Origin of the sequence: Novosphingobium barchaimii LL02, from assembly GCF_001046635.1 — a bacterium.
Classification (GTDB): Bacteria; Pseudomonadota; Alphaproteobacteria; order Sphingomonadales; family Sphingomonadaceae; genus Novosphingobium; species Novosphingobium barchaimii.
This window is the reverse complement of sequence record NZ_KQ130452.1, coordinates 5,001-30,264: the sequence shown is the minus strand read 5'-3', so window position 1 is coordinate 30,264 and position 25,264 is coordinate 5,001. Positions and strand designations below refer to the sequence as shown.

Annotated in this window: 25 protein-coding genes (1 of these 25 running past the window's edge); 13 read left to right on the top strand and 12 right to left on the bottom strand. The window is 63.2% G+C overall.

All coding sequences use genetic code 11. The features are described 5' to 3' along the window. Positions 1 to 121: 121 nt before the first annotated feature. Both V474_RS00145 and V474_RS00140 read right to left on the bottom strand, forming a co-directional pair. Positions 122 to 898, bottom strand: a complete 777-nt coding sequence (locus V474_RS00145) for a ThuA domain-containing protein (RefSeq protein ID WP_059149578.1) — start codon at positions 896 to 898, stop codon at positions 122 to 124. Positions 899 to 902: 4 nt separating this feature from the next. Then, the gene (locus V474_RS00140; protein WP_059149577.1) at positions 903 to 2,336 is read right to left on the bottom strand and encodes an aromatic ring-hydroxylating oxygenase subunit alpha; all 1,434 of its coding nucleotides are present in this window, start codon (positions 2,334 to 2,336) and stop codon (positions 903 to 905) included. A gap of 111 nt (positions 2,337 to 2,447) precedes the next feature. On the opposite strand from V474_RS00140, the gene V474_RS00135 reads away from it, so the two are divergent. The 4 genes from V474_RS00135 to V474_RS00120 all read left to right on the top strand — a co-directional run bounded on the left by V474_RS00135 (position 2,448) and on the right by V474_RS00120 (position 5,483). Then, positions 2,448 to 3,260: an SDR family NAD(P)-dependent oxidoreductase gene (locus tag V474_RS00135; protein WP_236710464.1), complete on the top strand. Its 813-nt coding sequence runs from the start codon at positions 2,448 to 2,450 to the stop codon at positions 3,258 to 3,260. After that, positions 3,257 to 4,075, top strand: coding sequence for a glucose 1-dehydrogenase (locus V474_RS00130; RefSeq protein WP_059149576.1), 819 nt, complete (start codon positions 3,257 to 3,259; stop codon positions 4,073 to 4,075). Before V474_RS00135 ends, V474_RS00130 begins: the two co-directional genes overlap by 4 nt. 65 nt (positions 4,076 to 4,140) lie before the next feature. Further along, positions 4,141 to 4,920, top strand: a complete 780-nt coding sequence (locus V474_RS00125) for an SDR family NAD(P)-dependent oxidoreductase (protein ID WP_059149575.1) — start codon at positions 4,141 to 4,143, stop codon at positions 4,918 to 4,920. Between the two features lie 59 nt (positions 4,921 to 4,979). After that, complete coding sequence (locus V474_RS00120) at positions 4,980 to 5,483, top strand: VOC family protein (RefSeq protein WP_059149574.1); 504 nt, start codon at positions 4,980 to 4,982, stop codon at positions 5,481 to 5,483. Positions 5,484 to 5,824: 341 nt separating this feature from the next. Here the strand turns inward: V474_RS00120 and V474_RS00115 are convergent, their stop codons facing one another. The 3 genes from V474_RS00115 to V474_RS00105 all read right to left on the bottom strand — a co-directional run bounded on the left by V474_RS00115 (position 5,825) and on the right by V474_RS00105 (position 8,267). Then, the gene (locus tag V474_RS00115) at positions 5,825 to 6,196 is read right to left on the bottom strand and encodes an EthD domain-containing protein (RefSeq protein ID WP_059149573.1); all 372 of its coding nucleotides are present in this window, start codon (positions 6,194 to 6,196) and stop codon (positions 5,825 to 5,827) included. Beyond that, entirely contained in the window at positions 6,193 to 6,984 is a 792-nt protein-coding gene (locus V474_RS00110) for a sugar phosphate isomerase/epimerase family protein (protein ID WP_059149572.1), read from the bottom strand. Before V474_RS00110 ends, V474_RS00115 begins: the two co-directional genes overlap by 4 nt. Positions 6,985 to 7,088: 104 nt before the next feature. Then, a complete protein-coding gene (locus V474_RS00105; protein WP_082699540.1) occupies positions 7,089 to 8,267 on the bottom strand; it encodes an aromatic ring-hydroxylating oxygenase subunit alpha in 1,179 nt (392 codons plus the stop codon). A gap of 149 nt (positions 8,268 to 8,416) precedes the next feature. Here V474_RS00105 and V474_RS00100 point away from each other — a divergent pair, with 149 nt between their 5' ends. Then, positions 8,417 to 10,048 carry an AMP-binding protein gene (locus V474_RS00100; protein WP_059149571.1) on the top strand — a complete coding sequence of 544 codons (1,632 nt, stop codon included), beginning with the start codon at positions 8,417 to 8,419 and terminating at the stop codon, positions 10,046 to 10,048. 74 nt (positions 10,049 to 10,122) lie between these two features. Here the strand turns inward: V474_RS00100 and V474_RS00095 are convergent, their stop codons facing one another. Continuing rightward, positions 10,123 to 10,944 carry an SDR family NAD(P)-dependent oxidoreductase gene (locus tag V474_RS00095; protein ID WP_059149570.1) on the bottom strand — a complete coding sequence of 274 codons (822 nt, stop codon included), beginning with the start codon at positions 10,942 to 10,944 and terminating at the stop codon, positions 10,123 to 10,125. A 152-nt stretch (positions 10,945 to 11,096) separates the two neighbouring features. Between V474_RS00095 and V474_RS00090 the strand changes: the two genes are divergently transcribed. Continuing rightward, a complete protein-coding gene (locus V474_RS00090; RefSeq protein ID WP_059149569.1) occupies positions 11,097 to 11,858 on the top strand; it encodes an SDR family NAD(P)-dependent oxidoreductase in 762 nt (253 codons plus the stop codon). Positions 11,859 to 11,922: 64 nt separating this feature from the next. Here the strand turns inward: V474_RS00090 and V474_RS00085 are convergent, their stop codons facing one another. Beyond that, positions 11,923 to 12,630 (bottom strand): SDR family NAD(P)-dependent oxidoreductase, encoded by a 708-nt coding sequence (locus tag V474_RS00085; protein ID WP_059149568.1) that lies wholly within the window; start codon positions 12,628 to 12,630, stop codon positions 11,923 to 11,925. 2 nt (positions 12,631 to 12,632) lie between these two features. After that, positions 12,633 to 13,646, bottom strand: coding sequence for an NADP-dependent oxidoreductase (locus V474_RS00080; protein ID WP_059149567.1), 1,014 nt, complete (start codon positions 13,644 to 13,646; stop codon positions 12,633 to 12,635). A gap of 151 nt (positions 13,647 to 13,797) precedes the next feature. Here V474_RS00080 and V474_RS00075 point away from each other — a divergent pair, with 151 nt between their 5' ends. From V474_RS00075 to V474_RS00055, 5 genes are all read left to right on the top strand, one after another. Continuing rightward, positions 13,798 to 16,107: a TonB-dependent receptor gene (locus V474_RS00075; protein ID WP_059149566.1), complete on the top strand. Its 2,310-nt coding sequence runs from the start codon at positions 13,798 to 13,800 to the stop codon at positions 16,105 to 16,107. An 85-nt stretch (positions 16,108 to 16,192) separates the two neighbouring features. Then, on the top strand, positions 16,193 to 16,957 hold the full coding sequence (locus tag V474_RS00070) for an SDR family NAD(P)-dependent oxidoreductase (RefSeq protein WP_059150689.1): 765 nt from the start codon (positions 16,193 to 16,195) through the stop codon (positions 16,955 to 16,957). 64 nt (positions 16,958 to 17,021) lie between these two features. Continuing rightward, on the top strand, positions 17,022 to 17,363 hold the full coding sequence (locus V474_RS00065; RefSeq protein WP_059149565.1) for a hypothetical protein: 342 nt from the start codon (positions 17,022 to 17,024) through the stop codon (positions 17,361 to 17,363). Positions 17,364 to 17,595: 232 nt separating this feature from the next. After that, positions 17,596 to 17,802, top strand: coding sequence for a cold-shock protein (locus V474_RS00060; protein ID WP_043975625.1), 207 nt, complete (start codon positions 17,596 to 17,598; stop codon positions 17,800 to 17,802). Positions 17,803 to 17,888: 86 nt separating this feature from the next. After that, complete coding sequence (locus V474_RS00055) at positions 17,889 to 18,098, top strand: hypothetical protein (protein WP_059149564.1); 210 nt, start codon at positions 17,889 to 17,891, stop codon at positions 18,096 to 18,098. Between the two features lie 31 nt (positions 18,099 to 18,129). Here V474_RS00055 and V474_RS00050 read toward each other — a convergent pair whose 3' ends face one another. Continuing rightward, the gene (locus V474_RS00050; RefSeq protein WP_059149563.1) at positions 18,130 to 19,137 is read right to left on the bottom strand and encodes an NADP-dependent oxidoreductase; all 1,008 of its coding nucleotides are present in this window, start codon (positions 19,135 to 19,137) and stop codon (positions 18,130 to 18,132) included. A gap of 155 nt (positions 19,138 to 19,292) precedes the next feature. Between V474_RS00050 and V474_RS00045 the strand changes: the two genes are divergently transcribed. After that, on the top strand, positions 19,293 to 21,755 hold the full coding sequence (locus tag V474_RS00045; RefSeq protein WP_059149562.1) for a TonB-dependent receptor: 2,463 nt from the start codon (positions 19,293 to 19,295) through the stop codon (positions 21,753 to 21,755). Positions 21,756 to 21,989: 234 nt separating this feature from the next. After that, the gene (locus V474_RS00040) at positions 21,990 to 24,080 is read left to right on the top strand and encodes a M13 family metallopeptidase (protein WP_059149561.1); all 2,091 of its coding nucleotides are present in this window, start codon (positions 21,990 to 21,992) and stop codon (positions 24,078 to 24,080) included. A 45-nt stretch (positions 24,081 to 24,125) separates the two neighbouring features. Here the strand turns inward: V474_RS00040 and V474_RS00035 are convergent, their stop codons facing one another. From V474_RS00035 to V474_RS00025, 3 genes are all read right to left on the bottom strand, one after another. Beyond that, entirely contained in the window at positions 24,126 to 24,554 is a 429-nt protein-coding gene (locus tag V474_RS00035; RefSeq protein ID WP_059149560.1) for a nuclear transport factor 2 family protein, read from the bottom strand. An 85-nt stretch (positions 24,555 to 24,639) separates the two neighbouring features. Then, positions 24,640 to 24,990, bottom strand: coding sequence for a Rieske (2Fe-2S) protein (locus V474_RS00030; RefSeq protein WP_059150688.1), 351 nt, complete (start codon positions 24,988 to 24,990; stop codon positions 24,640 to 24,642). 13 nt (positions 24,991 to 25,003) lie between these two features. Continuing rightward, positions 25,004 to 25,264, bottom strand: the 3' end of a protein-coding gene (locus V474_RS00025; RefSeq protein WP_059149559.1) for an NADP-dependent oxidoreductase. It continues 747 nt past the right edge of the window; the window shows 261 of its 1,008 coding nt (coding positions 748-1,008); its start codon lies off the right edge, out of view; the stop codon is at positions 25,004 to 25,006.

The following is a 25,264-nucleotide window of genomic DNA, read 5'->3' as shown; positions in this document are numbered from 1 at the left end:
ATTGAAGGACCACACCTGACAAAGGGGGCGCTCCGATTTCGGATCGCCCCCTTCTTTTTATGTGATCGAAAGATTTCGGAGAATACATCGCCCCGGACCTGATCCGGGGACGACAGTTCCTTTAGCTCTCGCGCTGCTTGAGCCAGCCGATACCCCGGCGCAGCAGGTCGTAGAACACCGGCAGATCCCAGGCGCAGCGGTCCACCGTAGGCCACCAGTCCAGCATCGGCTGGAGGTCGTAATGCCCTCGGCAATGACCCAGCGTATTGTATAGCACGCCGCCCTTGCCATGGCCCTTCAGGTACATCACCGGCTGCTTGCCGAGCGCGTCGCCGGCCTCGACGAAACCGGTGCCTTCCTCGGTGCAATCGGTTTCGAGGAGGACGTGAAGATCGCCATGGGTCTCCATGTGGTAGAGTTCGTCCGTGGTCTCGAACGGCTCGATCCCCGCCACCAGCGGATGGCTCGGGTCGGCCACCGTCACCGTATAGGGCGCGATCGGCGGGTGCGAGATGAACTGCGAACCCAGCATGTCCATGAACAGCGGCGCCCAGCGCGGTGCGTCCCACAGGCCCTTGTCCGGCCCCTCGGACAACAGACGCAGCACCGAATTGGTGCCGTGCAGCGCATACCAGCGCCCGCCCGCGGTCAGCCAGTCGCGCAGCACTTCCTGCGCCGCCAGCGAGGGCGTGACGTCGCAGGTATAGGTGATGAGGATATCCGCCTCGCGCAAAGCGCCGAGATTCTCGTAATTCTCGAACACACGGGTGCGCACGGAAGGGTCTTCGCCCAGAAGCTTGAGCAGCTCCAGCCGGGCGAAGTCCATGTCGTGCCACACGCCGCCGCAAACGAGGACGCAATTGATGCGCGGAGGTCGCGCTGCTTCAGCTTCGCTCATGCTGTCAGGCGTCCTTCGATCCGCCAAGGTCGCCTTCGATGTATTTCATCATCGTGTCCTGGAACTGACGGATGCGGATTTCCTGATAGTTGCCAAGGTTCACCTTGCCCGTCTTCGAGGCGTGGAGCCCCTGCTGGACGTAAGGAAGGTTGTCCATGTCCTGTTCGAACACGTCGCCCAGGATGCCCAGTTCGGGCGCTTCGGTCCACTTCTGGTCGAGGCGCAGCATCTTGAGCGGGGCGCCGCGCGGGATCGGCTGACCCTTGGGAATGCGCGCCAGAATGCGAACTTCCATGATGCAGGTGTCCGGTGTCTTGCCGGGCAGCCAGTTATAGACGATGTTCGGCATATACCCGCCCCAAGGCGCGAAGTTGGGGAACACGTTATAAACCAGCCCGTCGAGCAACTCGGCGTCGGTGGCATGGCTGTGGTCGTAGCCCGTGCTTTCGGCATAGGCGTTACGCATAGCCTCGCCCAACGCGGCACGCGCGGTCATCCCCTCGGGCACCGTGATCGCCATCGGGTTGGCGTGGGCCTCACCCTCGTAGTTGTCGCCCGAGCGGCCGTTGTACTTGATGAACTCGTCGACGATCCACTGCTCGCCCTGGCCCTCCTGAATGTGCGGGCTCATGATGCCGAAGGGCACCAGGTTGACGTTCACGTTGTCGCCCCAGGTCCAGTAGGCGGCGTTGGAATCGCCCGTGAAGGGCAATAGCTGCGGGTGGGTGACGATGGTGTGCCAGGCCTCCATGAAGGCCTCCATCACGACCTTCCAGTTGGCCGGCACTTCCTTGGCGACGCGCATCACGCTGGCGCATTCCTCATGTCGCCAGCGCTTGAAGTGATCGGGCAGCGGCGCGAGGAATTCCTCAAGGCTGGGGCCGCCCTTCTCCTCGCGGATGAACACGTAGCCCGCCCAGCGGCCCACTTCGGCCTCCGGCAGGTCAAGGTTCTGCTTTTCGAGATGCGGGAAGTCCCACTGGCATGGCATCGAATCGAAACTGCCATCCTTCTTCCAGGCAAAGCCGTGGAACGGGCAGACGAACTTGTCGGCAAAGCCTTCCTCTGTGCGCAGCTTGCGTCCACGGTGGAGGCAGACATTGTGCATCGCGCGGATCGAACCGTCGTCCTGCCGCGCAACGAGGAACGAGCGGCCTGCGTTCTCATAGACGATATAATCGCCGGCTTCGGGCAGGTCTTCCTCACGCGCAACGAACTGCCACACATAAGGCCACATCCGCTCGCGCTCGAGGCGGGCGAATTCCTCGCCGGTGTAGCGCTCGGCCGGAATCGGTTCGGAGCCGCGGAACGTATAACTCTCTTCTGTCAGGATCGACGGAGCGGCGCGCGAATCCAGGGCCATGAGTTCGGCCCAGCTAATGCCTTCGCTGCGATCTTCGCCCAGTTTCTGAGCGATTTCGGGGTCGCGATCAGCCATTGCTATCAAATCTCCCAAGCACGGATTTCCTGTTTGGACCCTGTCTGGACCTTCTGGCCCGACAAGTCACCTTGCTCAAAATCATAGGTTGTCGCCGGGTCAGGAAGCGCCATGTTGACCGCCAATAGTCATTGGGAGAATGCCGTGAAGCGGCTTGAAGGCAAGGTAGCGCTCGTTACCGGTGGAACCTCCGGCATCGGTGCCGGCACCGTGGAGCGGCTGTGCTCCGAAGGTGCGACAGTTATTTTCACCGGCTCCAACCAGGCCGCGGCCGACACCCTGTGCGCCGCCACCGGAGCGCAGTTCGTCAAGCACAACGTCACCGATGCCGCCGCCTGGGACGCCCTGATGGCGGATATTCTGGACCAGCACGGCCGCCTCGACATCGCATTCGCCAATGCCGGCACGGAAAACGGCGACGGCAGCATCGAGGATATCGGAATCGAAGGCTGGAATAACGTCATCGGCGTGAATCTGACCGGCGTGATGCTGACCGTGCAGCACGCTATGCGCGCCATGGCCAAAAACCCGGAAGGGCCGGTCGGCTCGATCATCGTCAACTCGTCGATGAATGCGAACCGGGCGATGGGGAATTTTTGCGCTTATTCAGTGTCGAAGTCGGCGGTGATCGCACTGGTCAAGTCGGCGGCGGTCCATTCCGGTAACAAGAAGTACCAGATCCGCGTCAACGCCGTGCTGCCGGGTGTGGTCGAAACGGCGCTGATCGTGAACCTGATCGACAAGTCGGGCGATCCCGCCGCAACCCGCGCCGCCTATGAGGGCTTGTCGCCGATGGGCCGCATGGCCGCCGTCAGTGAAGTGGCCGGCATGGTCGCCTGGCTCGCCAGCGACGAGGCCCGGTTCTGCTCGGGCAGCGAATTCACCATGGACGGCGCGTCCACCGCAGGGATGAACGGCGTATGACGGATCTGGGCTCCCAGCGCCTCAAGGGCCGCGTCGCCCTGGTTTCGGGCGGCCTGCGGGGCATCGGCCTCGCCTGCGTAGAGCGGTTTCTGGCGGAGGGCGCCGAAGTGGTGCTCACCGACCTTCAGGCCGCCGACAGCGAAGCCGCTGCATCCACCCTCGCCCGGCTCGGTCAGGCGGCCAGCTACGTGCAGGCCAACGTCGCCAGCGAGGAAGACTGGGCTAAGGTGCTGGCCGCCGTGACCGAGCGCCACGGCAAGCTGCACATCCTCGTCAACAATGCCGGCATCGACCTGACCGGCCCCGTCGCTACCACCTCGCTGGAGGGTTGGCGCCGGATCATGAGCATCAACGTCGACGGCGTTTTCCTCGGCACGCGCACCTTCGTGCCGCTGATGGAAGCCAGCGGGGCAGAGGTGAAGGGCGGAGCCTCGATCATCAACGTCAGCTCGATCATGGGCCTTGTCGGCATGAGCGAAGTGTCAGGCTACAATGCCAGCAAAGGCGCGGTGCGGCTGTTCACCAAGTCGATCGCGCTGGAATTCGCCGAAAAGAAAATGCCGATCCGCGCCAATTCGCTGCACCCCGGCTTCGTCATCACCCCCCTGCTGCAGGAAGGCTTCCAGCGTTGGGTAGATAGCGGCGCGGCCAAGCAGACGCAGGATCTGGTAGACCTGATGGCCAGCAAGACGCCGATCGGCCGCCTAGCCGATCCGTCTGAACTGGCGAGCGCGGCGTTCTTCCTCGCCGGCAGCGACAGTTCCTACATGACCGGCGCGGAACTGGTCATCGACGGCGGCTGGACCGCGCAGTGACGACGCGCGTAGGGCGTGCCTGAACCACGCCTAACGCCACCTTAAGCCCACCGGGAGAACCTGAAATGACCATAGCCCTTCCCGATACGGTCGCCGTTGTTACCGGCGCCGCCGGAGGCATCGGCCGCGAGATCGTCAAGGCCATGAAGGCAGCCGGCGCCACTGTGATCGCCACCGACCTCAAGGACAACGCCGAAATCGAAGGCGCCGACCATTACCTCAAACACGACGTCACCAGCGAGGCCGACTGGCGCGCGGTGGAAACGCTGGTGCGCGAAAAGTACGGCAGGCTCGACGCCCTTGTGAACAACGCCGGTTTATCGATCGTGACCAAGTTCGAGGACACACCGATCAGCGAATTCCACAGGGTCAACGCGATCAACGTGGATTCGGCGATCATCGGCACGCAGGTCATGCTCGATCTGCTCAAGGAAGGCGGCAAGACGCGCGCTTCCGGTGCATCCGTCATCAACTTCTCCAGCGTCGGCGGACTTCGCGGCGCTGCGTTCAATGCCGCCTATTGCGTCAGCAAGGCGGCGATCAAGATGCTCAGCAAATGCCTGGGCGCGGAGTTCGCCGCGTTGAAATACAATATCCGCGTCAACTCAGTGCATCCGGGCGGGATCGACACGCCGATGCTCGGCTCGATCATGGATCGTTACATTGAACTCGGCGCATCGCCTTCTCGCGAAGCCTCGCTGGCTGCGGTCAACGCATCCCACCCCATCGGCCGCCTCGGCCGGGCCGACGAAATGGCCGGCGGCGTGGTGTTCCTCGCCTCCAGCGCATCCAGCTTCATGACCTGCGACGAACTGGTGATGGATGGCGGCTTTAGCCAGGTGTGATCGGCCGGGATAAGGCCGTCCCCCGGCGGCCCCGGCATTCTATTTGAGGAGAGCGGACCATGACCCGCAGGCTTCCCGGTATAATCGGCGTGCACCATATCGGCGTTTCCGTGCCGGATCTGGGAAAGGCGCGCGAATTCTATCTGGACGTGCTGGGCGCGGTGGAGGAAGTCGAGCCGCTGAGCTGGGCCGACAATCCCTTCATCGACCAGGTCGTGGGCCTAGAAGGCAGCGCCGCTGAGCAGTTCTTCTGCCGCCTGGGCAACCTTCAGATCGAGGTCTTCCAGTACAGCGCCCCCAAACAGGCCCCGCAGGACCCGCGCCGTGGCGTGAACGAATACGGCTATACCCATATCGCGCTGCAGGTGGAGGACGTCACCGCCGTCCATGACCGCATCGTGGCGGCAGGCCTGCCGGTCCATACGCCGCCTATGCTGGAAGGCATCACGATGGACGAACACGGTGTGAAGCACGGTTATGCGGGGACGTACTGCCGCGACTTCTTCGGCAATGTATTCGAGATTCTGGAAATCCACGAAACGCCGGAGATTCTGCCCATCTGACGCAGAATTATCGCCTAAAGCCGTGCAATAAAGTCAGAACGCCTTAAGGCGCTGCCTGATCGGCTCCTGTCTTCATATTCTGGTTACGCGCAACGTCCGCGCCAACTCCGTAGCCCAGAAAACAGGAGACTATGAACAGGAAGGCCAACATTATCCCCGCAGTCCCGGCTGCGTCTTTTTCACGATCCGTCATGTGTACTCCTTTCCATGGCTTCGCATAAACTTAGGCACCCAGGCCCGAGTATAAACGAATATTCCATGGAACGGGGCTGGCCTGCCGTGGTCCGTGCAAGCCGCATTGCGTCACCCGCGCCTTTGCCGGGATGACGACAGGACTTTACTCAGGCCTGAGCCAACGGCACGGGCGGCATTTTCGACGCGCTTTGCGTTACGCTGAACGTCCTGATCCGGCTGCGATCGAACAGTCTTTCCTCGTCCTCCACTATCATCGCCAGCGTTTCGGGATTGCCCAGCGCAGTAAAGCAGACATCGCGGGTGGCCTCGTCGGGGAAGTCGATCTCCATCACTACATCGTAGTCGAAAGGTTGGTCGATGCCGTCCGTCGGTGTCAGGAAGCGCCGCACGTAACGGGTTGCGTAACCCGACAGCACGGCCTCGCCAATTTTCCTGTGGTTGCTTTCGTAATAGGCGCAAAAGTCCTGCGGGCTCATGCCTTCACGCCGCTTGAGAAGGGTGATCACGGTCACGGTCATGCCAGTGTCTCCATCCAGCCGCGCGTTGCATCGATTACAGCCTTGGCGCGCAAGGCCGGGTGCGCAAACGCATCCCGCAGGGCGGCCGAACGCAGTTCAATCGACAGCGGTATGTGCGCGGGCAAAGCATGCAGCATTTCGGCAAGTGGCAGCACGCCCTGCCCGCACTGCTCGCGCAGGTCGATGGCATCAGTGATGACGGCGTCAAAGTCAGCCGGATCAGGCCGCTCGGCGCGCGCGTCGCAGATCTGGGCGTAGGGCAGCAACATCGGATCGATCGCTGCGATCTGCTCGATGGCGGTGCCCGAACGGTCGACATGGATCGGATCGACCAGCACGGCGCGCAAGGGATGGCCCACGCGGTCCAGCACGGCCAGCGCCTGGCTCAGGTTCTTCACCTCGGTAAAGATGCCGAACTCCAGCGCCACGCGCATTCCTGAACCTTCGGCATGGCGGCACAGCGCCGACAGTTCTTCCACTGTAACGCTGACATCGGGGTGGGAGGATACACATAACACGTTCGCCGCGCCCACTTCAGCCCCCACGTCCAGCACCTTGCGGTGATCGTCCAGCTTCGTGTCGGGCCGGATCCACACCACCTCGATATCGAGCGCCGGCAGTCCGGTGCGCGCCAATGCTGCGCGGGTGTCGCGGGTATGCTGCGCGGTCCATTCCAGCGGATCGACCCAGAGGCCGACCGCATCGAAACCGGCGGCGGCGCCCGCCTCGACCACGTCGACGGCGCCGAATTCAGGCAATACGCCCGATGCCAGAGACAATTTGTGCATGATGGCCTCTCCCGGGGCAGCTTGGTAGGTTGTGCGCGCGCCTGAGCATCGCACGGCCCGGCCCGCACGGCCCGCGAGGGCAGGCGCGGGACCGGCGGCTATCTTCACATCTGCGGCTGCGGCGCCGAGGCATCATCCTCCAGATACCAGTTCAGCCATTCATGGAAATACTGGTTGCCGCGCTCGTTCTTGCCGAACGTCAGTTCATCGTGCGCGCCGGATTCGAGACCGCGCTGGATCTCCAGGCCGATGACGTAATCTTCCTCGTAAGTCACGTCGCGGAAGAAGTTCATCGCAGCTTCCACGGCTTCCCGGTCAGCCTCATCCTTCACCGGATCGCGGCGCAGGTAATTGAGGACGGTGCGGTTGCGGTCCGGCGTCGGTCCGGGGAACAACTGCGCGACCTGGGTGATCTCCGGCGCGATGAAGATCGAGACGTTAGGGAAGAAGATACGCACGAAATCGTAGCCGTAATTCTCTCGCGAACCCCATTCCTCGCGGGGGACGTCCTTGAGCTGCTCGGCGATGGTATGCTGCGGGAAGCCGATGCGGATATTTGGCCCAAAACCTTCGTAGTGCGTGCAGTTCGACGGCGTGCGCGGGAAGATCGTTTCCGGATGCAGCGACTTGAAATGATAGCCCTCAAGGTAGCCGTCGAAAGCGATCTTCCAGTTCGCGCCCTCGATCGTGCGGTTGCCGAGATACGTCCAGTTGGCGAAGTCGAGCGCCTCGAAATCTTCCAGGTAGCCTTGGAAATACGTGTCGAGATCAATCGGCGCATTGGGCGTCAGGCATACGAAGATCATGCCGCCGCGCTCTTCGCAGGGCAGTTCGCGAAGACCCATCTGGCTCTTGTCGACCTGACCGAAAGTGCCCGGCTCGGAAATGCCGATCAGCTTGCCGTCCGAACCATAGGTCCATGAATGGTACTTGCACGTGAAGCGCGCGCAGTTGCCCGTGCCGTCCGGCGCCACCGGGGCCCCGCGATGGGAGCATACGTTCAGGAAAGCACGGACCTTGCCCTGCTTGTCGCGGTTGATCAGAACCGGCGAGCCGACGGCGTCCATCGCCTTGTAATCACCGGGATTCGGCAGCTCGGCAGTGAAGGCGAGCATCAGCGGCGTGCGCTTGAACACCAGCTCCATCTCGGCCTTGAACTGGTCCTTGTCGGTATAGCTGCTGGTCGGCACCCGAAACGTACTGTCGGTCTGGTAGGTTTTCTTGTTCTCGACGTAGTCGAGCATGATCTCGGCCACATCGCCAATGCGCTTTACGCGTTCCACGGTCTTCTCCCGATTGTTTATGAAACGACCCTGCGCGAGCGGCGGCGTGGCTACAAGCTGCGCAAGGTGATAGGCGAAGGGGACTCATTTTCGCCCGATTGGCATTTTGACCAGTTGGCCTGAGAACACATGCGGAGCACTCAAGCGCTATGAGTGAGAGGATAAGCCCCCCGTGGGCATGGCTAGAATCGCCGCCACAGCACCTTGCCGCCTATGCGGGCACGGGGCTTTGGGACGAGCGCACAATCGCGCAAGCCGCGACAGCACTGGCAGAGGCCGACCCGGGCTTCGTCGCGCTGATCGAAGGCGAGACGCGCGTGACGCGCGCCGAGATCGTGGCGGACGCCGAAGCGTTGAGCGCGGCGATGTATGCGCGCGGACTGCGGCCCGGCGATGTCATCGCCTTCCAGGTGCCCAACTGGCGCGAAGCGATGGTGATCAACACGGCCGCCGCGATGTCGGGGCTCGTCATCAACCCGATCGTGCCGATCTACCGTGACCATGAAGTATCGCTGATGCTGGCCGACTGCGGCGCGCGGGCTGTCTTCGTGCCATCCAGTTTCCGCCGCTTCGACTATGCCGCCATGGCAAGGCGCCTTGCCGAAGTGCTGCCCGATCTCGACCATGTATTCACCGTGCGCGGAGAAGGCGCGGACGATTATGCTGCACTTATCGAGGAAGGCCGCGCGCTTTCCTTCGCCCGGCCGAAAGTCGATCCGCTGGGCGTCAAGATGGTGCTTTATACCTCGGGCACCACCGGGCGGCCCAAGGGCGTGCTGCACAGCCACGTCTCCATCGCCCGTATCCTGCGTGAAAGCGGGGCCTACTGGGGCCTTACGCCAGGCGAGGCGACGCTGATGCCCTCGCCCGTCACCCATGTATCGGGCTACGCCAACGGGCTGGAGGCGCCCTTTATCTGCGGCACCCGCACGGTGCTGATGGAAAGCTGGAACGCTGCCGAAGCGCTGGCGCTGATCGACCGTCATCAGGCGGTCGGCACGGTCGCCGCCACGCCGTTCCTCGTCGAACTCGCCGCAGCAGCGCGTGAGACCGGCAACCGGTTGCCCAGCTTCCGCTTCTTCGCCTGCGGCGGCGCTGCGGTTCCGGCAGATCTCATCCCCGCCGCCAACGCCGCCTTCGACCACTGCCGCGCCTTCCGGGTATTCGGCGCATCGGAAGTACCGCTCGTCACCTTCGGCTGGCCCAATGTCGAGCGGCTTGCCGCGACGACGGACGGCGCCATCGTCGACTACGACATCCGCGTCGTCGACCACGAGGACCGCGACCTGCCGGACGGGCAGGAAGGCGAAATCCTCGCGCGCGGCCCCGGCATGATGCTGGGCTATGCCGACGAGGCGCAAACCCGCGAGGCGATCACCACCGACGGCTATTTCCGCACCGGCGATCTTGGCGTGCGCACGTCCGAAGGCGCGATCACCATCACCGGGCGTAAAAAAGACCTCATCATCCGCGGCGGCGAGAACATCTCGGCCAAGGAGATCGAGGACGTGCTGCACGCTCATCCCGGCGTGCGCGAGGCCGCTGTCGTCGCCATGCCGCACGAACGGCTGGGCGAAGGCGTCTGCGCTTATATCATCGCTGCGGGCGAGGCGCCGAGCCCCCAGGACCTCGCCGCGCATATCGCCGATAGCGGCCTGGCCAAGCAGAAAACCCCCGAGCGCTTTGAGTTTCGGGAGGATTTTCCGCGCACGGCATCAGGCAAGGTACGCAAGGACGTTCTGCGCGCCGACGTGAAGGCTCTGGTCGAAGCGACGGTCTGACTTCCTCAAATGAAAGCGGCGACGGTGTCCATCGGGACACCGCCGCCGGCCCTTCCTCCCCAGGAAGCTCTAATTCAGTTCGTTCCCATAGCAGCCATTACGGCCGCGTCGATCTCAGACTTCATGGGATTGCGCCGAAGGGTCAGGCCGCCGTTCACCTGCAGGTTCTCACCCGTCATGAAACACTCGTCGCTGGATAGCCAGACGACAGCGGCGGCGATGTCGGCCGAGGTGCCGATGCGGCCCAGCGGATAGCCTGCAAGGAAGGCATCGAACAGTCCGGGCACTTGCTTGGCATCGGACGTCATGGGCGTATCGGTCAGGCCCGGCGAGATGGAATTCGCCCTCACGCCCTCGGCGCCGAACTCATGCGCGACACAGCGGATCACATGGTCCGCCCCGGCCTTGGTGCCCATGTAGGCGGCATGATCGTTCAGCATGATCGTGGCGGTAGCCGAGCTGATCTGAATGATCGAGCCGCCCTCGCCGCCCCGGCTGCGCGCCATCTTGCCCACCATCGCCTGATAGAAGTGAAACGGCCCGACATACTGCAGCATGGTCATCGCCATTAGCTCGTCATGGGTGGTTTCCAGAAAGCCCTTCAGCAGGCCCCAGCCGGTGGCATTCACGGCGATGTCGATGCCGCCCAGCGCCTGCGCCGCGCTATCCGCCAAGGCATCGACGCTGGCTTTATCGGTCAGGTCGCAGGAGGCCCATGCACAGTCATGCTGCGCAGCAAAGTCGGCGAGGACGTCTTCCTTGCGGCCAGAGACAAGCACGCTTGCGCCCTCGTCCATCAGGCGCCGGGCGATGATCTGTCCCATGTTACCCGGGCTGCTGGCACCCAGGATGACGGCGCGCTTGCCGTCGAGGCGCCCCCGTTCAAAACCTGCCATGCGAACTCTCCTGTCTTGCGTTATTGGCCGGGGCGCTAGCACGGCTGGCCCACGACCATTCCTGACTAAACTAATAGTGGCCTCGCCGCCGCCTAGGGCCGAAAGTATGCAGGTACAAAGAACACCGCGCGTGGCAGAGGAGCGCAAATACCATGGATCTCGGACTGAAAGGCCTCAAGGCCATTCTCGTGGGCGCGAACGGCGGCATCGGCCGCGTGGTCGCGCACGTACTTTCTGGCGAAGGCTGCGACATTGCCATCTGCGGCCGTTCGCAGGACAAGGTCGACAACGTCCTTTCCGAAATAGCCCCTTCGGGTGTGAAAACCTACGGTCAGGCGCTCGACGTAACCGAGGTCAATACGGTTTCAGCTTTCGTCGACAAGGCCGCCGAGGCTCTTGGCGGCTGCGACATCTTCATCAGCTTCACCTCGACCAACCTCGGTAAAGACACCGATGAGGCATGGGATGCGGTGATGCAGGCCGATATCCTGCCGATGCGCCGCGGCATCGCCGCTGCCCGCCCGCATCTCGCCAAATCCGACAATGCCTCGATCGTGTGCCTCAGTTCGACCGGCGCGATCGAGGAGTTCATGGGGGTCCAGCCCTACAACGCCCTCAAGGCCGCAGTCATGAACTACGCCTCCTCGCTGGCGCAGGCGCTCGCGCCGGAAGGGATCCGTGTGAACTGCTTCACGCCCGGGCCGGTACTAACCGAGGACGGTCCCTGGCCCAACATCAAGGCCGCCGCGCCCGACTTCTACAATGCAACGCTGGCCAACATGCCTTCGGGCCGCTTCACCACCGGTGAGGAACTGGCCAAGGCGATTGCATTCGTCGTCTCGCCTTCGTGCAAGGCGATGACCGGTGCGAACATTGTGGTCGACAACGGCTACACCAAGCGCACCCAGTTCTGACAGTTCCCTCCTCCAGAGGAAACAGTGCGGCGGGCCTTCTCGAAGGTCCGCCGCTTTTTTATGGTCAGTGCCGCACCATCGCACCGCCATCCACCCACAGGCCATGGCCGGATACGAAACGCGCATCCTCGCTGCACAGGAATGCCACGACATCGGCGATGTCTTCGGGCTTGCCCAGGCGCCGCAGGGGCGCCTTGCCTTCCCAGAAGGTGCGATATTCCGGCATCTGATCGAAGGCCGGGGCAGTCATCGGCGTGTCGATGGCCCCCGGTTGAACACAGGTGGCGGTAACCCCGAAAGGCCCTAGCTCCGCCGCGATCGACTTGGTCAGGCCCAGTACCGCGTGCTTGGAGGCCGAGTAGGCGCACAGCCCCTCGTCGCCGTAAGTCGAAGTGGTGGAACCGATGGTGACGATCCGCCCTGCCCCGTGCGCCTTAAGGTGGGCCGCGGCCTCGCGCACCAACCGGAACACGGCGATCAGGTTTACGTCGAGCACGCGCTGGAAATAGGCGTCGTCGTGCCCTTCCAGCGGGTGGAAGGTACTGATCCCGGCGCAGGGCACCACGATGTCCAGCCCGCCCATCCGCGCGTTCGCCTTGGCCACCAGCCGCGTGTTGGCATCCGTGCCGGTGAGGTCGGCCACGAAATCGACCTCGCCCTGGATATCGGCAGTGAAGACCTGTGCCCCGTCCGCCGCCAGCCGCGCTGCCACTGCCGCGCCGATGCCCGAGGCGGCCCCGGTGACGACGGCCTTTCGCCCCTGAAGCCGCATGCTCACGCGATCTTCAACACAAGCTTGCCGGTGTTGGCGCCGGAAAACAGGCGCATGAAGGCGGGGTAGGCATTCTCCAGCCCGTGCTGCACGTCCTCGTCGGCGCGCAGCTTTCCTTCGCTTAGCCACTGCGCCATCTGCGCGCCGCCCTCGGCAAAGCGGTCCGCATAGTCGGCGATCAGGAAACCGTGAATCGTCGCCCGGCGCGCCAGCACTTGCCACAGGTTCCTCAGCCCCAGCTTTTCCGGGCTGTTGTACTCGGCGATGAGGCCGCACAGCACGATCCGCGCATGATGTGCCAGGGTGAAGACTTCCGCCTCAAGCACCGGGCCGCCGACGTTCTCGAACACCACGTTGACGCCGCCGGGCGCCGCCTCGGTGATCGCGGCGACAAGCGCATCGTGATCTTTGTCCTTGTAGTCGATCGCGGCGTCGAAGCCGTAGTCCTCTATCAGGCGGCGGCACTTGTCCGCCCCGCCGGCGATGCCCACCACACGGCAGCCCATGATCTTGCCGATCTGGCCCACCGCCGAGCCGACCGCACCTGCCGCACCCGATACCAGCAGCGTCTCGCCCGGTTGGGGCTTGGCCACTTCGCTCAGCCCGAAGTAGGCCGTCAGTCCCACCGCCCCCAGCGCCGAGAGATAGTTCGAGGGCGAGGCCACGGCATCAACATCAATCGGCATCGTGAAGCCGCCCGGCATCGCCACCGAATAATCCTCCAGCGCGTTAAGACCCATGATCCACTGGCCGACCGGAAAGTCGGGATTGTCGGACGCATGGACCACGCCAACCGTCGTCGCGCGCACCGGATCGCCCAGCGGAATCGGCGGCATGTAGCTTTCCGCGTCGTCCATCCACCCGCGCTGCGCCGGATCGAGCGAGGCATAATGGTTGCGCACCACGATCCCGCCCGCCGGAACTGCCGGGATATCCTCGGCCTCCAGGTGGAAGTCTTCGGGGACGGGCGAACCCTGGGGCCTGCGTGCAAGCAGGAAGCGCCGGTTTTCGGCCATGGGATCGATCTCCTTTTCCAAGCTCTGGTCGGACTTCGCGCAATCTGCCGCACCTGTGCAAATCGACAGGTGGGCGGCGGCGCCATCCGTTGCATAGTGCACAGGCAATGACGGCCGGGAAAGCAAACGGCTGCATGGGAGGAAAAATCTGATGGCATCCGCACATGTTCGCGGAGCGTGGTCTTCCACGCTCATCAAGCTCGCACTCGGCACCAGCGCGCTGACCTGCGTGTCCGCGCCGGCCTTCGCCCAGGATGCTGGTCCGGCAGCCGCTGCGGTGGATCCCAACGAAATCATCGTCTCCGCCCGCCGTCGCTCGGAAACGCTGCAGGAAACGCCGGTCGCCATCACCGCGATCAACGCAGCGATGCTGGAAAACAAGGCCTCGGCCAACATCGGCGATCTTCAGGGCGCCGCGCCGGGCCTGCTCATCACCCAGCAGAATTCGGGTGCGCAGGCGGCCAATATCTCGATCCGCGGTTTGACCTATGCCGACATCGAAAAGTCCCAGACCCCGACCGTGGGCGTCGTGGTAGACGGGGTGACCATCGGCACCAGCACCGGTCAGTTGCAGGATGCCTTCGACATCGCACAGATCGAAGTTCTTCGCGGACCGCAGGGCACCCTGTTCGGCGCGAACACCATCGGCGGCGTCATCAACATCACGCGCTCCCTGCCCACCATGGAGCCGGGCGGTAAGGCCGAATTCACCTATGGCCGCTGGAACACCTGGTCCGGCAAGGCCATTGTCAACTTCGGCGACGGCGAGACCTGGGGCATCAAGGGCTGGTACTTCCACAACGAGACGGACGGTTTCTATCACAACGCCATCCGCGACACGAGCGCGGGGGGCAGCAAGGCCGATGCCTACGGCGCCAGCGTGCTGTTCAAGCCTGCCGGTTCGCTGTTCGACGCGCAGCTCTCTGTCGAGAACGTCGTCCAGAGCTTCGAGCCGGTGGTCAGCAACCTCACCAACAGCACCGAGCTGTTCTGCGGCCTGATCCCCGCCAACGAATGCGGCCGCAACAACACGACCGACCTCTACACCGTTTTCACCCTGCCCGCGAAGAGCAGCTACAAGGCGCCCAACGCCACGCTGCAGATGAATTACGAGCTAGGCGACATCAAGCTCAGCTCGATCACCGGCTGGCGCCATAGCAAGGAAGCGCAGACCCAGGATTTCGACGGTTCTTCGAGTGATCTGTACTATGTCGACCGCCGCCAGAAGTACACGCAGTGGAGCCAGGAACTGCGTGCAGCGGGTAATCTGTTCAACGGCTTCGACTATGTCGTGGGCGGCTATTACTTCCACTCGAAGTACAGCCTGACACAATGGACGCGCTTCTTCGGCTTCGACCCCTCGATCACGCCGATGGAATTCGACCAGAACGCGCAGACCAACATGGGCAAGACCACCAGCTACGCCTTCTTTGGCGACTTCAACTGGGCTTTCGCCGACAAGTGGCGCCTCTCGTTCGGTGGCCGCTGGTCGCACGACAACAAGAAGCTGACCAACAGCTTCGCGAGCCAGGGCTTGATCGGTTCGGGTGATGCCAACTTCACCAAGTTCACGCCCAAGGTCGGCATCGACTATCGCCCCAACAGCGACGTGATGCTGTATGCGTCGTGGTCGCGCGGCTATCGCTCGGGCGGCTTCAGCCCGCGCGCTGCCACCGCCGCCACCGCCAGCACCCCGTTCCAGCCCGAGACCGTGGACGCCTACGAAATTGGCGCCAAGGTCGCGCTTTTCGACCGCAAGCTGGAGCTGAATTTCGCCGGCTACTACTCTGATTACAAGGACATGCAGCAGAACCTGACGGTGCCGGGCGGCCCGCTGGGCAACCAGACGATCACCGGCAACGTGCCCGGCGGCGCCAGCATCAAGGGGCTGGAGATGGACGGCACCTTGCGCATCACGCCCTTCTTCCGCATCACTACGTCGGCCGCCTACATGAAGTCGCACTTCCGCAACTTCGTGACCTGCGGCGCCACCGCCAATGCCGCCGCGAACGCCTGTGGCACGGGACTGGTGCCGTTCGACTACTCTGCCAACAACCTGATCTACGCGCCGAAGTTCACGGCGTCGCTGGGCGCGGAATACGAAGTGCCGACCAGCTTCGGCAAGATCATTGCCACCGGCGGCTGGCGTCATATCACCCCCTACGACGAGCAGATCTCGCAGGATTCTCTGACGCCGATGCTCAATGCAGCCGGCCAGACCACTGCGGTAACCGTCAACGGCAACGATGCCCGCGTGCGTACCACCACGCAGGATCTTCTCGACGCCAGCCTGACCTTCAACTTCGATGTGGGCGACAAGGAGGCCTACTTCCGCGTCTTCGGCCGCAATCTCGCCAACGAAAAGACGACGACGCACGCCTTCACCGTGGCCGGACTGTTCTCGTTCGGCATGGCGCTGGAGCCGCGCACCTACGGAGCGACCGTCGGCGTGAAGTTCTAAAACTCAACCGCCCTTCAGGGCAACCATCGGGGTGTCCGGCTGTTTGTTGCCGGGCACCCTTATGACATTGAAAAGGAGCATGATTATGGGCCGTCTCGAAGGCAAGATCACTCTGGTTACCGGCGCCGGCAACGCGCGCGGACTGGGCGCCGCCACTGCGCAGCGCTACGCCGAGGAAGGCGCCTTCGTGTATGTGACCGACCTCGACCTTGCCGGCGCGCAGGGTGTTGCGGCGTCCATCGTCGAAGCGGGCGGCCAGGCCGAAGCGCTCGCGCATGACGTCACCACCGAAACATCGTGGGACGAAGTGTTCGCCGCCATCGAGAAAGGCCACGGCCGCCTCGACGTGCTGGTCAACAACGCCGGCATCGCCGTGCTCAAGCCGATCGCGGAATTGACTGCCGCCGACTGGTCGAAGCAGAACAAGGTCTGCCTCGACAGCGTGTTCTACGGCACCCAGCGCGCCGTCGCACTGATGCGCAAGATCGGCCAGGGCGGTTCGATCGTGAACCTGTCGTCGATCGGCGGCCTTGTCGGCGTGCCGATGTGCGGCGCTTATGCTGCGGCCAAGGGCGGCGTGCGCATTTTCTCCAAGGTCGTGGCGATGGAATGCGCGGCCGAAAACATCCGCTGCAACTCCGTCCACCCCGGCATGATCGAGACCGCGATGCAGGATGTCGCCCGGCGCGACAACCCGGAAGGCTTCAAGGAGATCGTCGGCGGCATCCCGATGAAGCGCATGGGCACCCCGCTCGACATCGCCAACATGAACCTGTTCCTCGCCAGTGACGAAGCGAACTACATCACCGGCGGCGAATTCACCGTCGACGGCGGCGTGACCGCGATGTGATGTGCCGAGCACCGGGGTGCGGCGGCTTGCGAGCGCCCCGGTAGCGGTATAGGGCACGCAGTCTATGGCAAAAGCGGACCGTCTCGAACGACTGGACACTCTTCGGGCAAGCCTTGAAGAAGACTACCTTGCGGCACTGATCGCAGCCCTGCGCGTAACCGCTTCGGGCAAGTGGGGCCTGTTCGGCCACAACGCGGACCGCGCGGCCCGCGCCGCCGCCGCGCCCACCATCGAGGCGCTCACCGAACTAGGCGAGGAAATCGACGCCGCGCGCGAACAGCTGTTTATGGAGCCGTTCGAACTGCATCAGCAGTTCCTCGCCTCACGCGGGCCTGTCGACGCCCAGTCCGTGGGCGAGCCCAAGCAGGCCCAGGCCTGGCTGGCGAAGCTGACCGCCGCCGGATAGCGATGCGAGGGCCACTGCTGCCCCGCTTCCGGCCCCGCGCTTCCAGAATGTCGAGGCGGGCCCACCCAATAATTGCATTTTGCGCAAATACAGCCTACGGCACCCTCTGCTGACGTCGCGTGCGACGGACCATCGGGCAGCCAAGCTGCCACCTTTGTCCCTTACGAGCCTCATGAAGCCGGAATGTGCCGCGATGGCGCATGCCGTTATGCGTCGGACAAAGGATACCGATATGACTACTGGAACCGTGAAATTCTTCAACGCCGACAAGGGTTATGGCTTCATTGCGCCTGAGACCGGCGGCGACGACGCCTTCGTTCACATCTCGGCCGTCGAGCGTGCCGGCATGGACACCCTCAGCAAGGACCAGCGCGTTTCCTATGAACTGGAAACCGACAGGCGCGGCAAGACCTCGGCCGTCAATCTTCAGCCGGCCTGAAGATTAAGTGTGAGTGCGGGTGTTCCAGAACATCCGCACCGCTTTACTCGCCCCTTGGCCCGCACTGTTGAACGAGAACATCATCCATGACTGACCCCAGCTCTCGCCCGTTCCTTATCAAAAAGGACGCGGAAGGCCATTTTCGCCTCACCGTGAGAACCACTCGATATAATTCTCAGGGCTATCCGCTGGTTACGGCTACGCTGCAAGACGAGTTGTTCAAGACCGCAAATGCCGCCCGGGCATTCGCGCAGGAGAACTTTAAAGCCAAGCCCGGCGAATACTCCACCAAATAAGCGCCCCCTGCGCGGTGGCGGATGATCGGCATTACAGCCTGACCACGACCTTGCCGATGTTCTTGCCGGTCAGCATTCGCTCGTATGCGGTCAGCACGTTTTCCAGGCCGCCGGTCTCGTCGAAACGAACCGAGAGCTTGCCGTCATCCAGCCATTCGCGAAGCTGGGGCATGAATTCGGCCCCGCGTTCGAGGAAATCGGGGATGAAGAAACCCTCGATCCTGAGCCGCCGCATCAGGACCTGATCGAACTGCGCCGGTCCGGCCATCGGCGCGTCGTTGTCATATCCGGCGATCATTCCGCACACCGCGACGCGGCCGTAATGCGCCATATTGCCCAGCACCGCGTCCAGGATCGGACCGCCGACATTGTCGAAGAAGGCATTGATCCCGCCCGGCACTTCGGCAAGCCGCGCGGCGACATCATCGCCCCGGTAGTCGATCGCCATGTCGACGCCGATCTCCTCGGTCAGGAAGCGGCACTTGTCGCCCCCCCCGGCAATACCGACAACTTTGGCGCCCAGATTCTTGCCGACCTGGCAGGCGATGCTGCCGGTCGCCCCGGCTGCGGCGGAAACCACCAGCCATTCGCCCGCCTTGACCGCCGCCACTTCCTTGACGCCGACGTAGGCGGTCCAGGCATTCATGCCCAGCGCGCCAAAGTGCTGGCGCGGATCGGCAACGGTTTCGTCCACCACTTCCAGCCCGGTCAACGCCGGCACCACGGTCGCCACATCCGCCCATTGCCCGAAGCCGCGCACCAGTGCGCCGACCGGATAAGCCACATCCGCGCTGTCGATCACCCGGCCCAGCACTAGGCCGACCATCTTGGAACCCAGCGGCAGCGGCGGCTGATAGCCATCGGTGCGCGGGCTCATCCACATGCGGGTGCCGGCATCCATCGACAGCCATTGCACCGCGATGCGCACCTCGCCTTCGGCAAGGGCAGCGCACTGCTCCTCCTGCAGGCTTAAAAATCGCGAAAAATCAGTGTTGCCTTGGGGATGGCGATCCAATCGCCAGTAACGACAAACGGTCAATTCAGGTCTCCTCGCGGCGGACCCTTGCCCGCCTGCGTCCACCCGCCACCTGTTCAAACGGATAGGCCTATCCGTTTGAACAGGACGCACCCGAACCCGCGCCGGTCTAGGCAGCAAAAAATAACGATTACAAAATTACATGGGAGGCCTCTGAAATGCGTTTCACCAAATCCGTCCTGCTCGCATCGACCGTGCTCGGCATTGCCGTGAGCGCCGCGCCCGCGATCGCACAAGATGCCAAGGACGACGGCGCCGAGCAGTCGGCCCAGACTGGCGGCCTCAACGATATTATCGTCACCGCCCGCAAACGCCAGGAAACGGCGCAGGACGTGCCGGTCGCCGTCACCGCCATCTCGGCCGAGCAGATCATCAACCGCGACGTCACCAGCGTCGAGAAGATCACCGCCATCGCCCCGCAGTTCAGCGTCGGCCGCGCGTCCAACGGCTCGGGCGCCCAGCTGACGCTTCGCGGCATCGGTTCTTCCTCGACCTCGATCGGCATCGAGCAGTCGGTCGCGGTCGTCGTCGACGGTGCCTATTACGGTCAGGGCCGCGTCATCCAGGAAGGCTTCTTCGACCTTGCCCGCGTTGAAGTGCTCAAGGGCCCGCAGGCCCTGTTCTTCGGCAAGAACGCGACCGCCGGCGTGATCTCGATCTCCACCGCCGACCCGACCGACAAGCCCGAATTCATGATAAAGGGCGGCTACGAGTTCAAGAGCCAGCAGTACCGCCTCGAAGGCTATGCCTCGATGCCGCTGACCGATACTCTCGGCTTCCGCCTCGCGGCGCGATATACGAAGATGGACGGCGGCTATTATCGCAACGAAGCCGACACCATCAACTATACCGAGCTTGATTCCGCCACCGGCGCCTTCACCACGCACACCGCCGAGCCTGCCAAGCGCAAGGCCCCCGGCGAAGAGGAATTCCTCGCCCGCGCCACCTTGAAGTGGGAGCCGACCGACCGCCTGACCGTGAACCTCAAGGGCACCATGGACGTGAGCACGGTCAACAACTCCTCGTGGAACTACGTGGCGTTCCGCTGCGGTAACGGCGAGACTTCGCAGCTCAACGGCTATGCCTGCGGCAAGGACTTCGTCAGCCACCAGAACAACATGCCGGCCGACATCGCGGCCAACTATCCTTACGCCAAGAAGGACGGCTCGCTGTACAACAAGTACCGCTCGGCCGGCGGCACCCTCAACGTGACCTATGACGCCGATCTGCTGCAGGTATCGTCGGTCACCAACTACCAGTGGAACAACAACCGCTGGGCCTGCGCCTGCGATTTCCAGTCGGCCGGCAGCGAGAACGGCATCGGCCCGACCTGGGCCACCGAGAACTCGTCGTGGAAAGCGTTCAGCCAGGAACTGCGCGCGCTGACGCAGTTCGACGGGCCGTTCAACATGATGGTGGGCATGCTCTACCAGAAGACCCAGCGTGATTTTGACCAGTTCGTTCTGACCGGCGGTGTCTCGAACTCGGCGGCCCCCGATGGCTTCCAGTACGTCACTACCGCCAAGAACAGCTTCACCAAGGGCGAGACCATGGCCGTCTTCGGCCAAGCGACGTACAAGATCCTGTCGAACCTCGAACTGGCCGCCGGCGTGCGCTATTCGGACGAGACGAAGAACAGCTTCTTCACCCAGCCCTACAACAACCCGCTGTTAACCAGCGTCTTCCGCGACCAGAACGATCCCGACGGCCTGGGCGAGGTAACCGCCCGCCAGCACTTCCAGAACTGGTCGCCTGAAGCCACGCTGACCTGGAAGGTCACACCCGACCTCATGGTCTACGGCGCGTTCAAGACCGCCTACAAGTCGGGTGGTTTCTCGAACGGCGGCATCAACTCTAAGCTCTCGTCCGATCCCAGCGCCGATCTCACCTTCGATCCCGAGAAGGCACAGGGCTTTGAGCTGGGCTTCAAGTCGACCGTGCTGTCGAACCAGCTGCGTTTCAACGTCACGGCGTTCAACTACAAGTATTCGAACCTGCAGGTCGACTTCTTCAACTCTCCGATCTTCGCGTTCCAGACGCTCACCGCCGATGCGCGCACCAAGGGCGTCGAAGTGGAATGGCAGTTCGCTCCGAATGGCATCCCCGGGTTCGACATCCACGGTTCGATCAACTACGACAAGGCGCGCTACACCGACTTCCCGCTGGCACCGTGCTTTGCAGGCCAGACCCCGGGCGAAGGCTGCAACCTGTCCGGCAACAGCCGTCAGGACCTTTCCGGCGAGCAGCTTTCGGTTGCGCCCAAGTGGACGGGCAACCTCGGCATCAACTACGAAGTGTCGATCGGTTCCGCCAACAAGCTCGGCCTGAACATCGACTCCAAGTATTCGGCCAGCTACCTCGCATCCGGCTTCGGCAATCCACTGTCGCGCCAGAGCAAATACGTGACGATCGACGCCGGCATTCGCTTCGGCGCCGAGGACGACAACTGGCAGCTTGCCCTGATCGGCAAGAACCTGACCAACCAGTTCTACGTCACCGGCGTGGTCGACGGTCCCTCGACGGGCGGCGGCACCGGCACCGTGGGCGGGCTCAAGGCTGACCAGCTCGGCTTCGGCACCCTGCCCCGCACCGTCATGGTGGAAGTGACCAAGCGCTTCTAAGCCGAAGAACTTCGGGTAATTTAGGCGAAGAAGGCGGGGCCCAAGGGCTCCGCCTTCCTTTTTGCTTATCCCACCGCTGCGGAGCTGCTGCCACAGCCGAATATTTATTACGCGGCCACGTAATTTTGTCACGTGCATCGGTTGGCCCGAGCTGGAAGAGCGGCTAGGCCAAAGTCCATGAACCCGGCGCGGGCCTCCATGCGTTGTCCCCCTGCCGCCAGAGGATATTGCCCGATGCACACCACCCGCCTGCTGACTGCGCTGATGCTGACAGCCGCCGCGCCTCTCACTATCGCCGCCGCCGATCCCACGCCAAAGGCAGCCACGCCGATGGCAGCCACGCAGACCGCAGCTACCGGCATTGACGAAGCAGCGATGGACAAGTCCATAAAGCCGGGCGACGAATTTTACCTGTTCTCCAACGGCACCTGGCTCGCGCGGGCGAATATCCCCGAGGACCGCAGCCGCATCGGCTCACACACCGTCGCCGCCGATGAGACCGAGCGCCAGCAGATGCAGCTGATTTCCGGCATTCTTGCCGCGAAACCGGCCGCGGGTACGGACAAGGCCCGCGTGGCCGACTACTGGCGCGCCTACATGGACACCGCCGCGATCGACAAGGTCGGTCTGGGCCCGCTGAAAGCCGATCTCTCGCGCTTCGCCGCCATCGCCGACCAGGCGCAGCTCGTCCGCGTACTGGGAGACCAGACCGAGAGCGACCTCGACCTGTTCAACAACAACAACGACATGGCGACGGAGAACCTGTTCGGCCTGTTCATCACCAAGGCCCTCAAGAGCGACGAGGTCGTGCCCTACCTTTTCCAAGGCGGCCTCGGCTTGCCCGACCGTGAATACTACATCTCGAATGAGGCGCGGATGGTTACTCTGCGCGGCCAGTACAAGGCCTATGTCGCCAACCTGCTGCGCCTCTCCGGCATCGACCAGCCAGAGGTCCGCGCAGGCCGCATCCTCGATCTGGAAACGAAGATCGCCAAGGCCCACGCCAGCAAGGCCGATGTCGCCGACTTCACTGCCGGAGGCACGCTATGGACGCGGGCTGACTTCGCTAAGAACGCGCCGGGCATGGACTGGGACGCTTACCTGACCGCCGCCCGGATGCCGCGCCAGCAGTCGTTCGATGTCTACAGCCCTTCGTCGGTGACTGGCATCGCCGCGCTGGTCGCGTCCGAGCCGCTGGACGCCTGGAAGGACTGGCTCGCCTTCCACCGCATCAACGCCAACACCGACGTGCTGCCCACAAGGATCGACGCGCTGCATTTCGCCTTTTTCGACACCGCGCTGTCGGGCACGCCGCAGCAGCGCACGCGCGAAAAACGAGCCCTTTCCTCGGTGAACGCAGACCTCGGCAATGCGCTGGGCAAGCTTTACGTCGAAGCCTATTTCCCGCCCTCAGCCAAGCATCAGGTCGAGGAAATGGCGACCCACATCAAACACGCCTTCGCCCGCCGCGTCGACGCGCTGGACTGGATGTCGCCGGCCACGCGCAAGGAAGCGCGCGCCAAGCTGGACGGCATGGTCGTCAGTGTGGGCTACCCCGACACCTGGCTCGACTATTCGATGGTCACGATCAAGCCCGGCCAGGCATACGCCAACCGCATGGCGGCGATCCGGGGCAAGACGCTGCAGCAACTGGCGAAACTCGGCAAACCGCAGGACCGCGGCGAATGGTGGATGAACCCGCAACTGGTCAACGCCGTGAACCTGCCGGTGCAGAACGCGCTCAACTTCCCCGCCGCAATCCTGCAGAAGCCGTTCTTCGACCCCGCCGCAGACCTCGCCGCCAATTACGGTGCGATCGGTGCGGTCATCGGCCACGAAATCAGCCACAGCTTCGATTCCAGCGGGGCGGCGGTCGACGCCACCGGCACGCTGCGCAACTGGTGGACCGCCGATGATCTTGCCCACTTCGAAACGCAGAGCCAGGCGCTCGTCGCCCAGTTCGATGCCTATGCGCCCTTCCCCGATCTGCACCTCAACGGCAAACTGGAACTGGGTGAAAACGGCGCCGACGTCGCCGGCCTGGTTGCCGCCTATGACGCCTACCGCGAAGCGCTTGGCGGCAAGGAACTGCCCGTGGTCGGCGGCTACACAGGCGACCAGCGCTTCTTCATCGCCTATGCGCAGAGCTGGGCCAGCAAGGATCGCGAGGGCGCGCTGCGACGTCAGGTAATCGGCAATGCCCATGCACCGGGCCAGTACCGCACACTGACTGTGCGCAACGTGGACGCCTGGTACAAGGCCTTTAACGTGACGCCGGGCGATGCACTCTACCTGCCGCCGGAAAAACGCGTGAAACTTTGGTGAATTGAACCGTCGTCCCGGATCATGTCCGGGACGACGTCTTTGGTTTCAGAGACCCTTGGCTGCGTGCTGCCGATGAATATTGCGGAACGAGCGACTCTTGAAGTGCCACTTGCCGTCGAGCTTGACGCAGGTGTCCTCGTAGACACCCCGGTCCCGCATGGTCACGCCTTCCTGGTCGTAAACCTCTGAAGTATAGCTGCGCATCACCGCACTTGTCCCGTCCACCTCGATCGAGCCGGGCCACGCCTCGAACATGATGCCGGGATAGGCCTTCATTGCCTCTACCCACATGCCGACAATCGCCTCGCGGCCCTTTGTGGTGCCGATCTCGGGATAGTCGGGCAGCGACCACTCGGCGTCCTGTGCCCAGGTTGCTCCCCAGGAAACTGCGTCACAGCGCGTCACCGCGTCAGCGTAAATCTCAAGCAATTCGCGAATGGCTAGGCGATCTTCGAACGGGCCGGTGTAAGGCATCTTGGCATTCTCCCAGTGTTTGACGGGAATGCTAAAGCCTGACGGCCGCGCTGAAACCTATGCCTTATGGCAGGCGGAAAGTCGGTTAAACCCCAACCGGTCGCTCGTCCGGCCCTGGCGCTGCATCCGGCACGGAGACCTCGATAATGCCATTCTCGATACGCAATGGAAATACACGCAGGTCTGCATAAGCCCCGCCGATGCATCGCCCCGTAGCGGCTTCGAAACGCGCACCGTGCAGCGGGCACATGATCGCACCGCGCCGCACACGCCCCGGCGAAAGCAGCGCCGCCTGATGGGTGCATCGGTCGTTGACGGCGCGAAAGCCGTCGTCGGTCTTCACGACCAGTACACTCCAGCCTTCAAGCCGCATGGCAATCTTGCCGTCCTCGGGAAAATCGCTCTCGGCAACGATGGGATGAAAGGTCTCACTCATGGTCGTACTCATTTCAGATGCACACCAGCGTCTTGCCGACCGTGCGGCCCGACATCAGGTCGATAAAAGCTTGCGGAAGCGCTGCGAAACCATCGCGCACATTGGCAAGCGGGCGCAGCTTACCCTGTCCAACCCATTCGTCGAGTTCGGACTGCGCCTGCGCAAGGACATGCTGGTAATCGTAGGTGATAAAACCCTGCATCTTGATGCGATTGACCACCAACTGCCACAGCGTCTTCACTCCGTATGGGTGGTCGGCATCGTTGTACTGGCC

Bases quoted from the DNA above. Each gene is read 5' to 3' on its own strand.
- V474_RS00145 (WP_059149578.1), bottom strand. From the start codon at position 898: ATGAGCGAAGCTGAAGCAGCGCGACCTCCGCGCATCAATTGCGTCCTC.
- V474_RS00140 (WP_059149577.1), bottom strand. From the start codon at position 2,336: ATGGCTGATCGCGACCCCGAAATCGCTCAGAAACTGGGCGAAGATCGC.
- V474_RS00135 (WP_236710464.1), top strand. From the start codon at position 2,448: ATGTTGACCGCCAATAGTCATTGGGAGAATGCCGTGAAGCGGCTTGAA.
- V474_RS00130 (WP_059149576.1), top strand. From the start codon at position 3,257: ATGACGGATCTGGGCTCCCAGCGCCTCAAGGGCCGCGTCGCCCTGGTT.
- V474_RS00125 (WP_059149575.1), top strand. From the start codon at position 4,141: ATGACCATAGCCCTTCCCGATACGGTCGCCGTTGTTACCGGCGCCGCC.
- V474_RS00120 (WP_059149574.1), top strand. From the start codon at position 4,980: ATGACCCGCAGGCTTCCCGGTATAATCGGCGTGCACCATATCGGCGTT.
- V474_RS00115 (WP_059149573.1), bottom strand. From the start codon at position 6,196: ATGACCGTGACCGTGATCACCCTTCTCAAGCGGCGTGAAGGCATGAGC.
- V474_RS00110 (WP_059149572.1), bottom strand. From the start codon at position 6,984: ATGCACAAATTGTCTCTGGCATCGGGCGTATTGCCTGAATTCGGCGCC.
- V474_RS00100 (WP_059149571.1), top strand. From the start codon at position 8,417: ATGAGTGAGAGGATAAGCCCCCCGTGGGCATGGCTAGAATCGCCGCCA.
- V474_RS00095 (WP_059149570.1), bottom strand. From the start codon at position 10,944: ATGGCAGGTTTTGAACGGGGGCGCCTCGACGGCAAGCGCGCCGTCATC.
- V474_RS00090 (WP_059149569.1), top strand. From the start codon at position 11,097: ATGGATCTCGGACTGAAAGGCCTCAAGGCCATTCTCGTGGGCGCGAAC.
- V474_RS00085 (WP_059149568.1), bottom strand. From the start codon at position 12,630: ATGCGGCTTCAGGGGCGAAAGGCCGTCGTCACCGGGGCCGCCTCGGGC.
- V474_RS00080 (WP_059149567.1), bottom strand. From the start codon at position 13,646: ATGGCCGAAAACCGGCGCTTCCTGCTTGCACGCAGGCCCCAGGGTTCG.
- V474_RS00075 (WP_059149566.1), top strand. From the start codon at position 13,798: ATGGCATCCGCACATGTTCGCGGAGCGTGGTCTTCCACGCTCATCAAG.
- V474_RS00070 (WP_059150689.1), top strand. From the start codon at position 16,193: ATGGGCCGTCTCGAAGGCAAGATCACTCTGGTTACCGGCGCCGGCAAC.
- V474_RS00065 (WP_059149565.1), top strand. From the start codon at position 17,022: ATGGCAAAAGCGGACCGTCTCGAACGACTGGACACTCTTCGGGCAAGC.
- V474_RS00060 (WP_043975625.1), top strand. From the start codon at position 17,596: ATGACTACTGGAACCGTGAAATTCTTCAACGCCGACAAGGGTTATGGC.
- V474_RS00055 (WP_059149564.1), top strand. From the start codon at position 17,889: ATGACTGACCCCAGCTCTCGCCCGTTCCTTATCAAAAAGGACGCGGAA.
- V474_RS00045 (WP_059149562.1), top strand. From the start codon at position 19,293: ATGCGTTTCACCAAATCCGTCCTGCTCGCATCGACCGTGCTCGGCATT.
- V474_RS00040 (WP_059149561.1), top strand. From the start codon at position 21,990: ATGCACACCACCCGCCTGCTGACTGCGCTGATGCTGACAGCCGCCGCG.
- V474_RS00035 (WP_059149560.1), bottom strand. From the start codon at position 24,554: ATGCCTTACACCGGCCCGTTCGAAGATCGCCTAGCCATTCGCGAATTG.
- V474_RS00030 (WP_059150688.1), bottom strand. From the start codon at position 24,990: ATGAGTGAGACCTTTCATCCCATCGTTGCCGAGAGCGATTTTCCCGAG.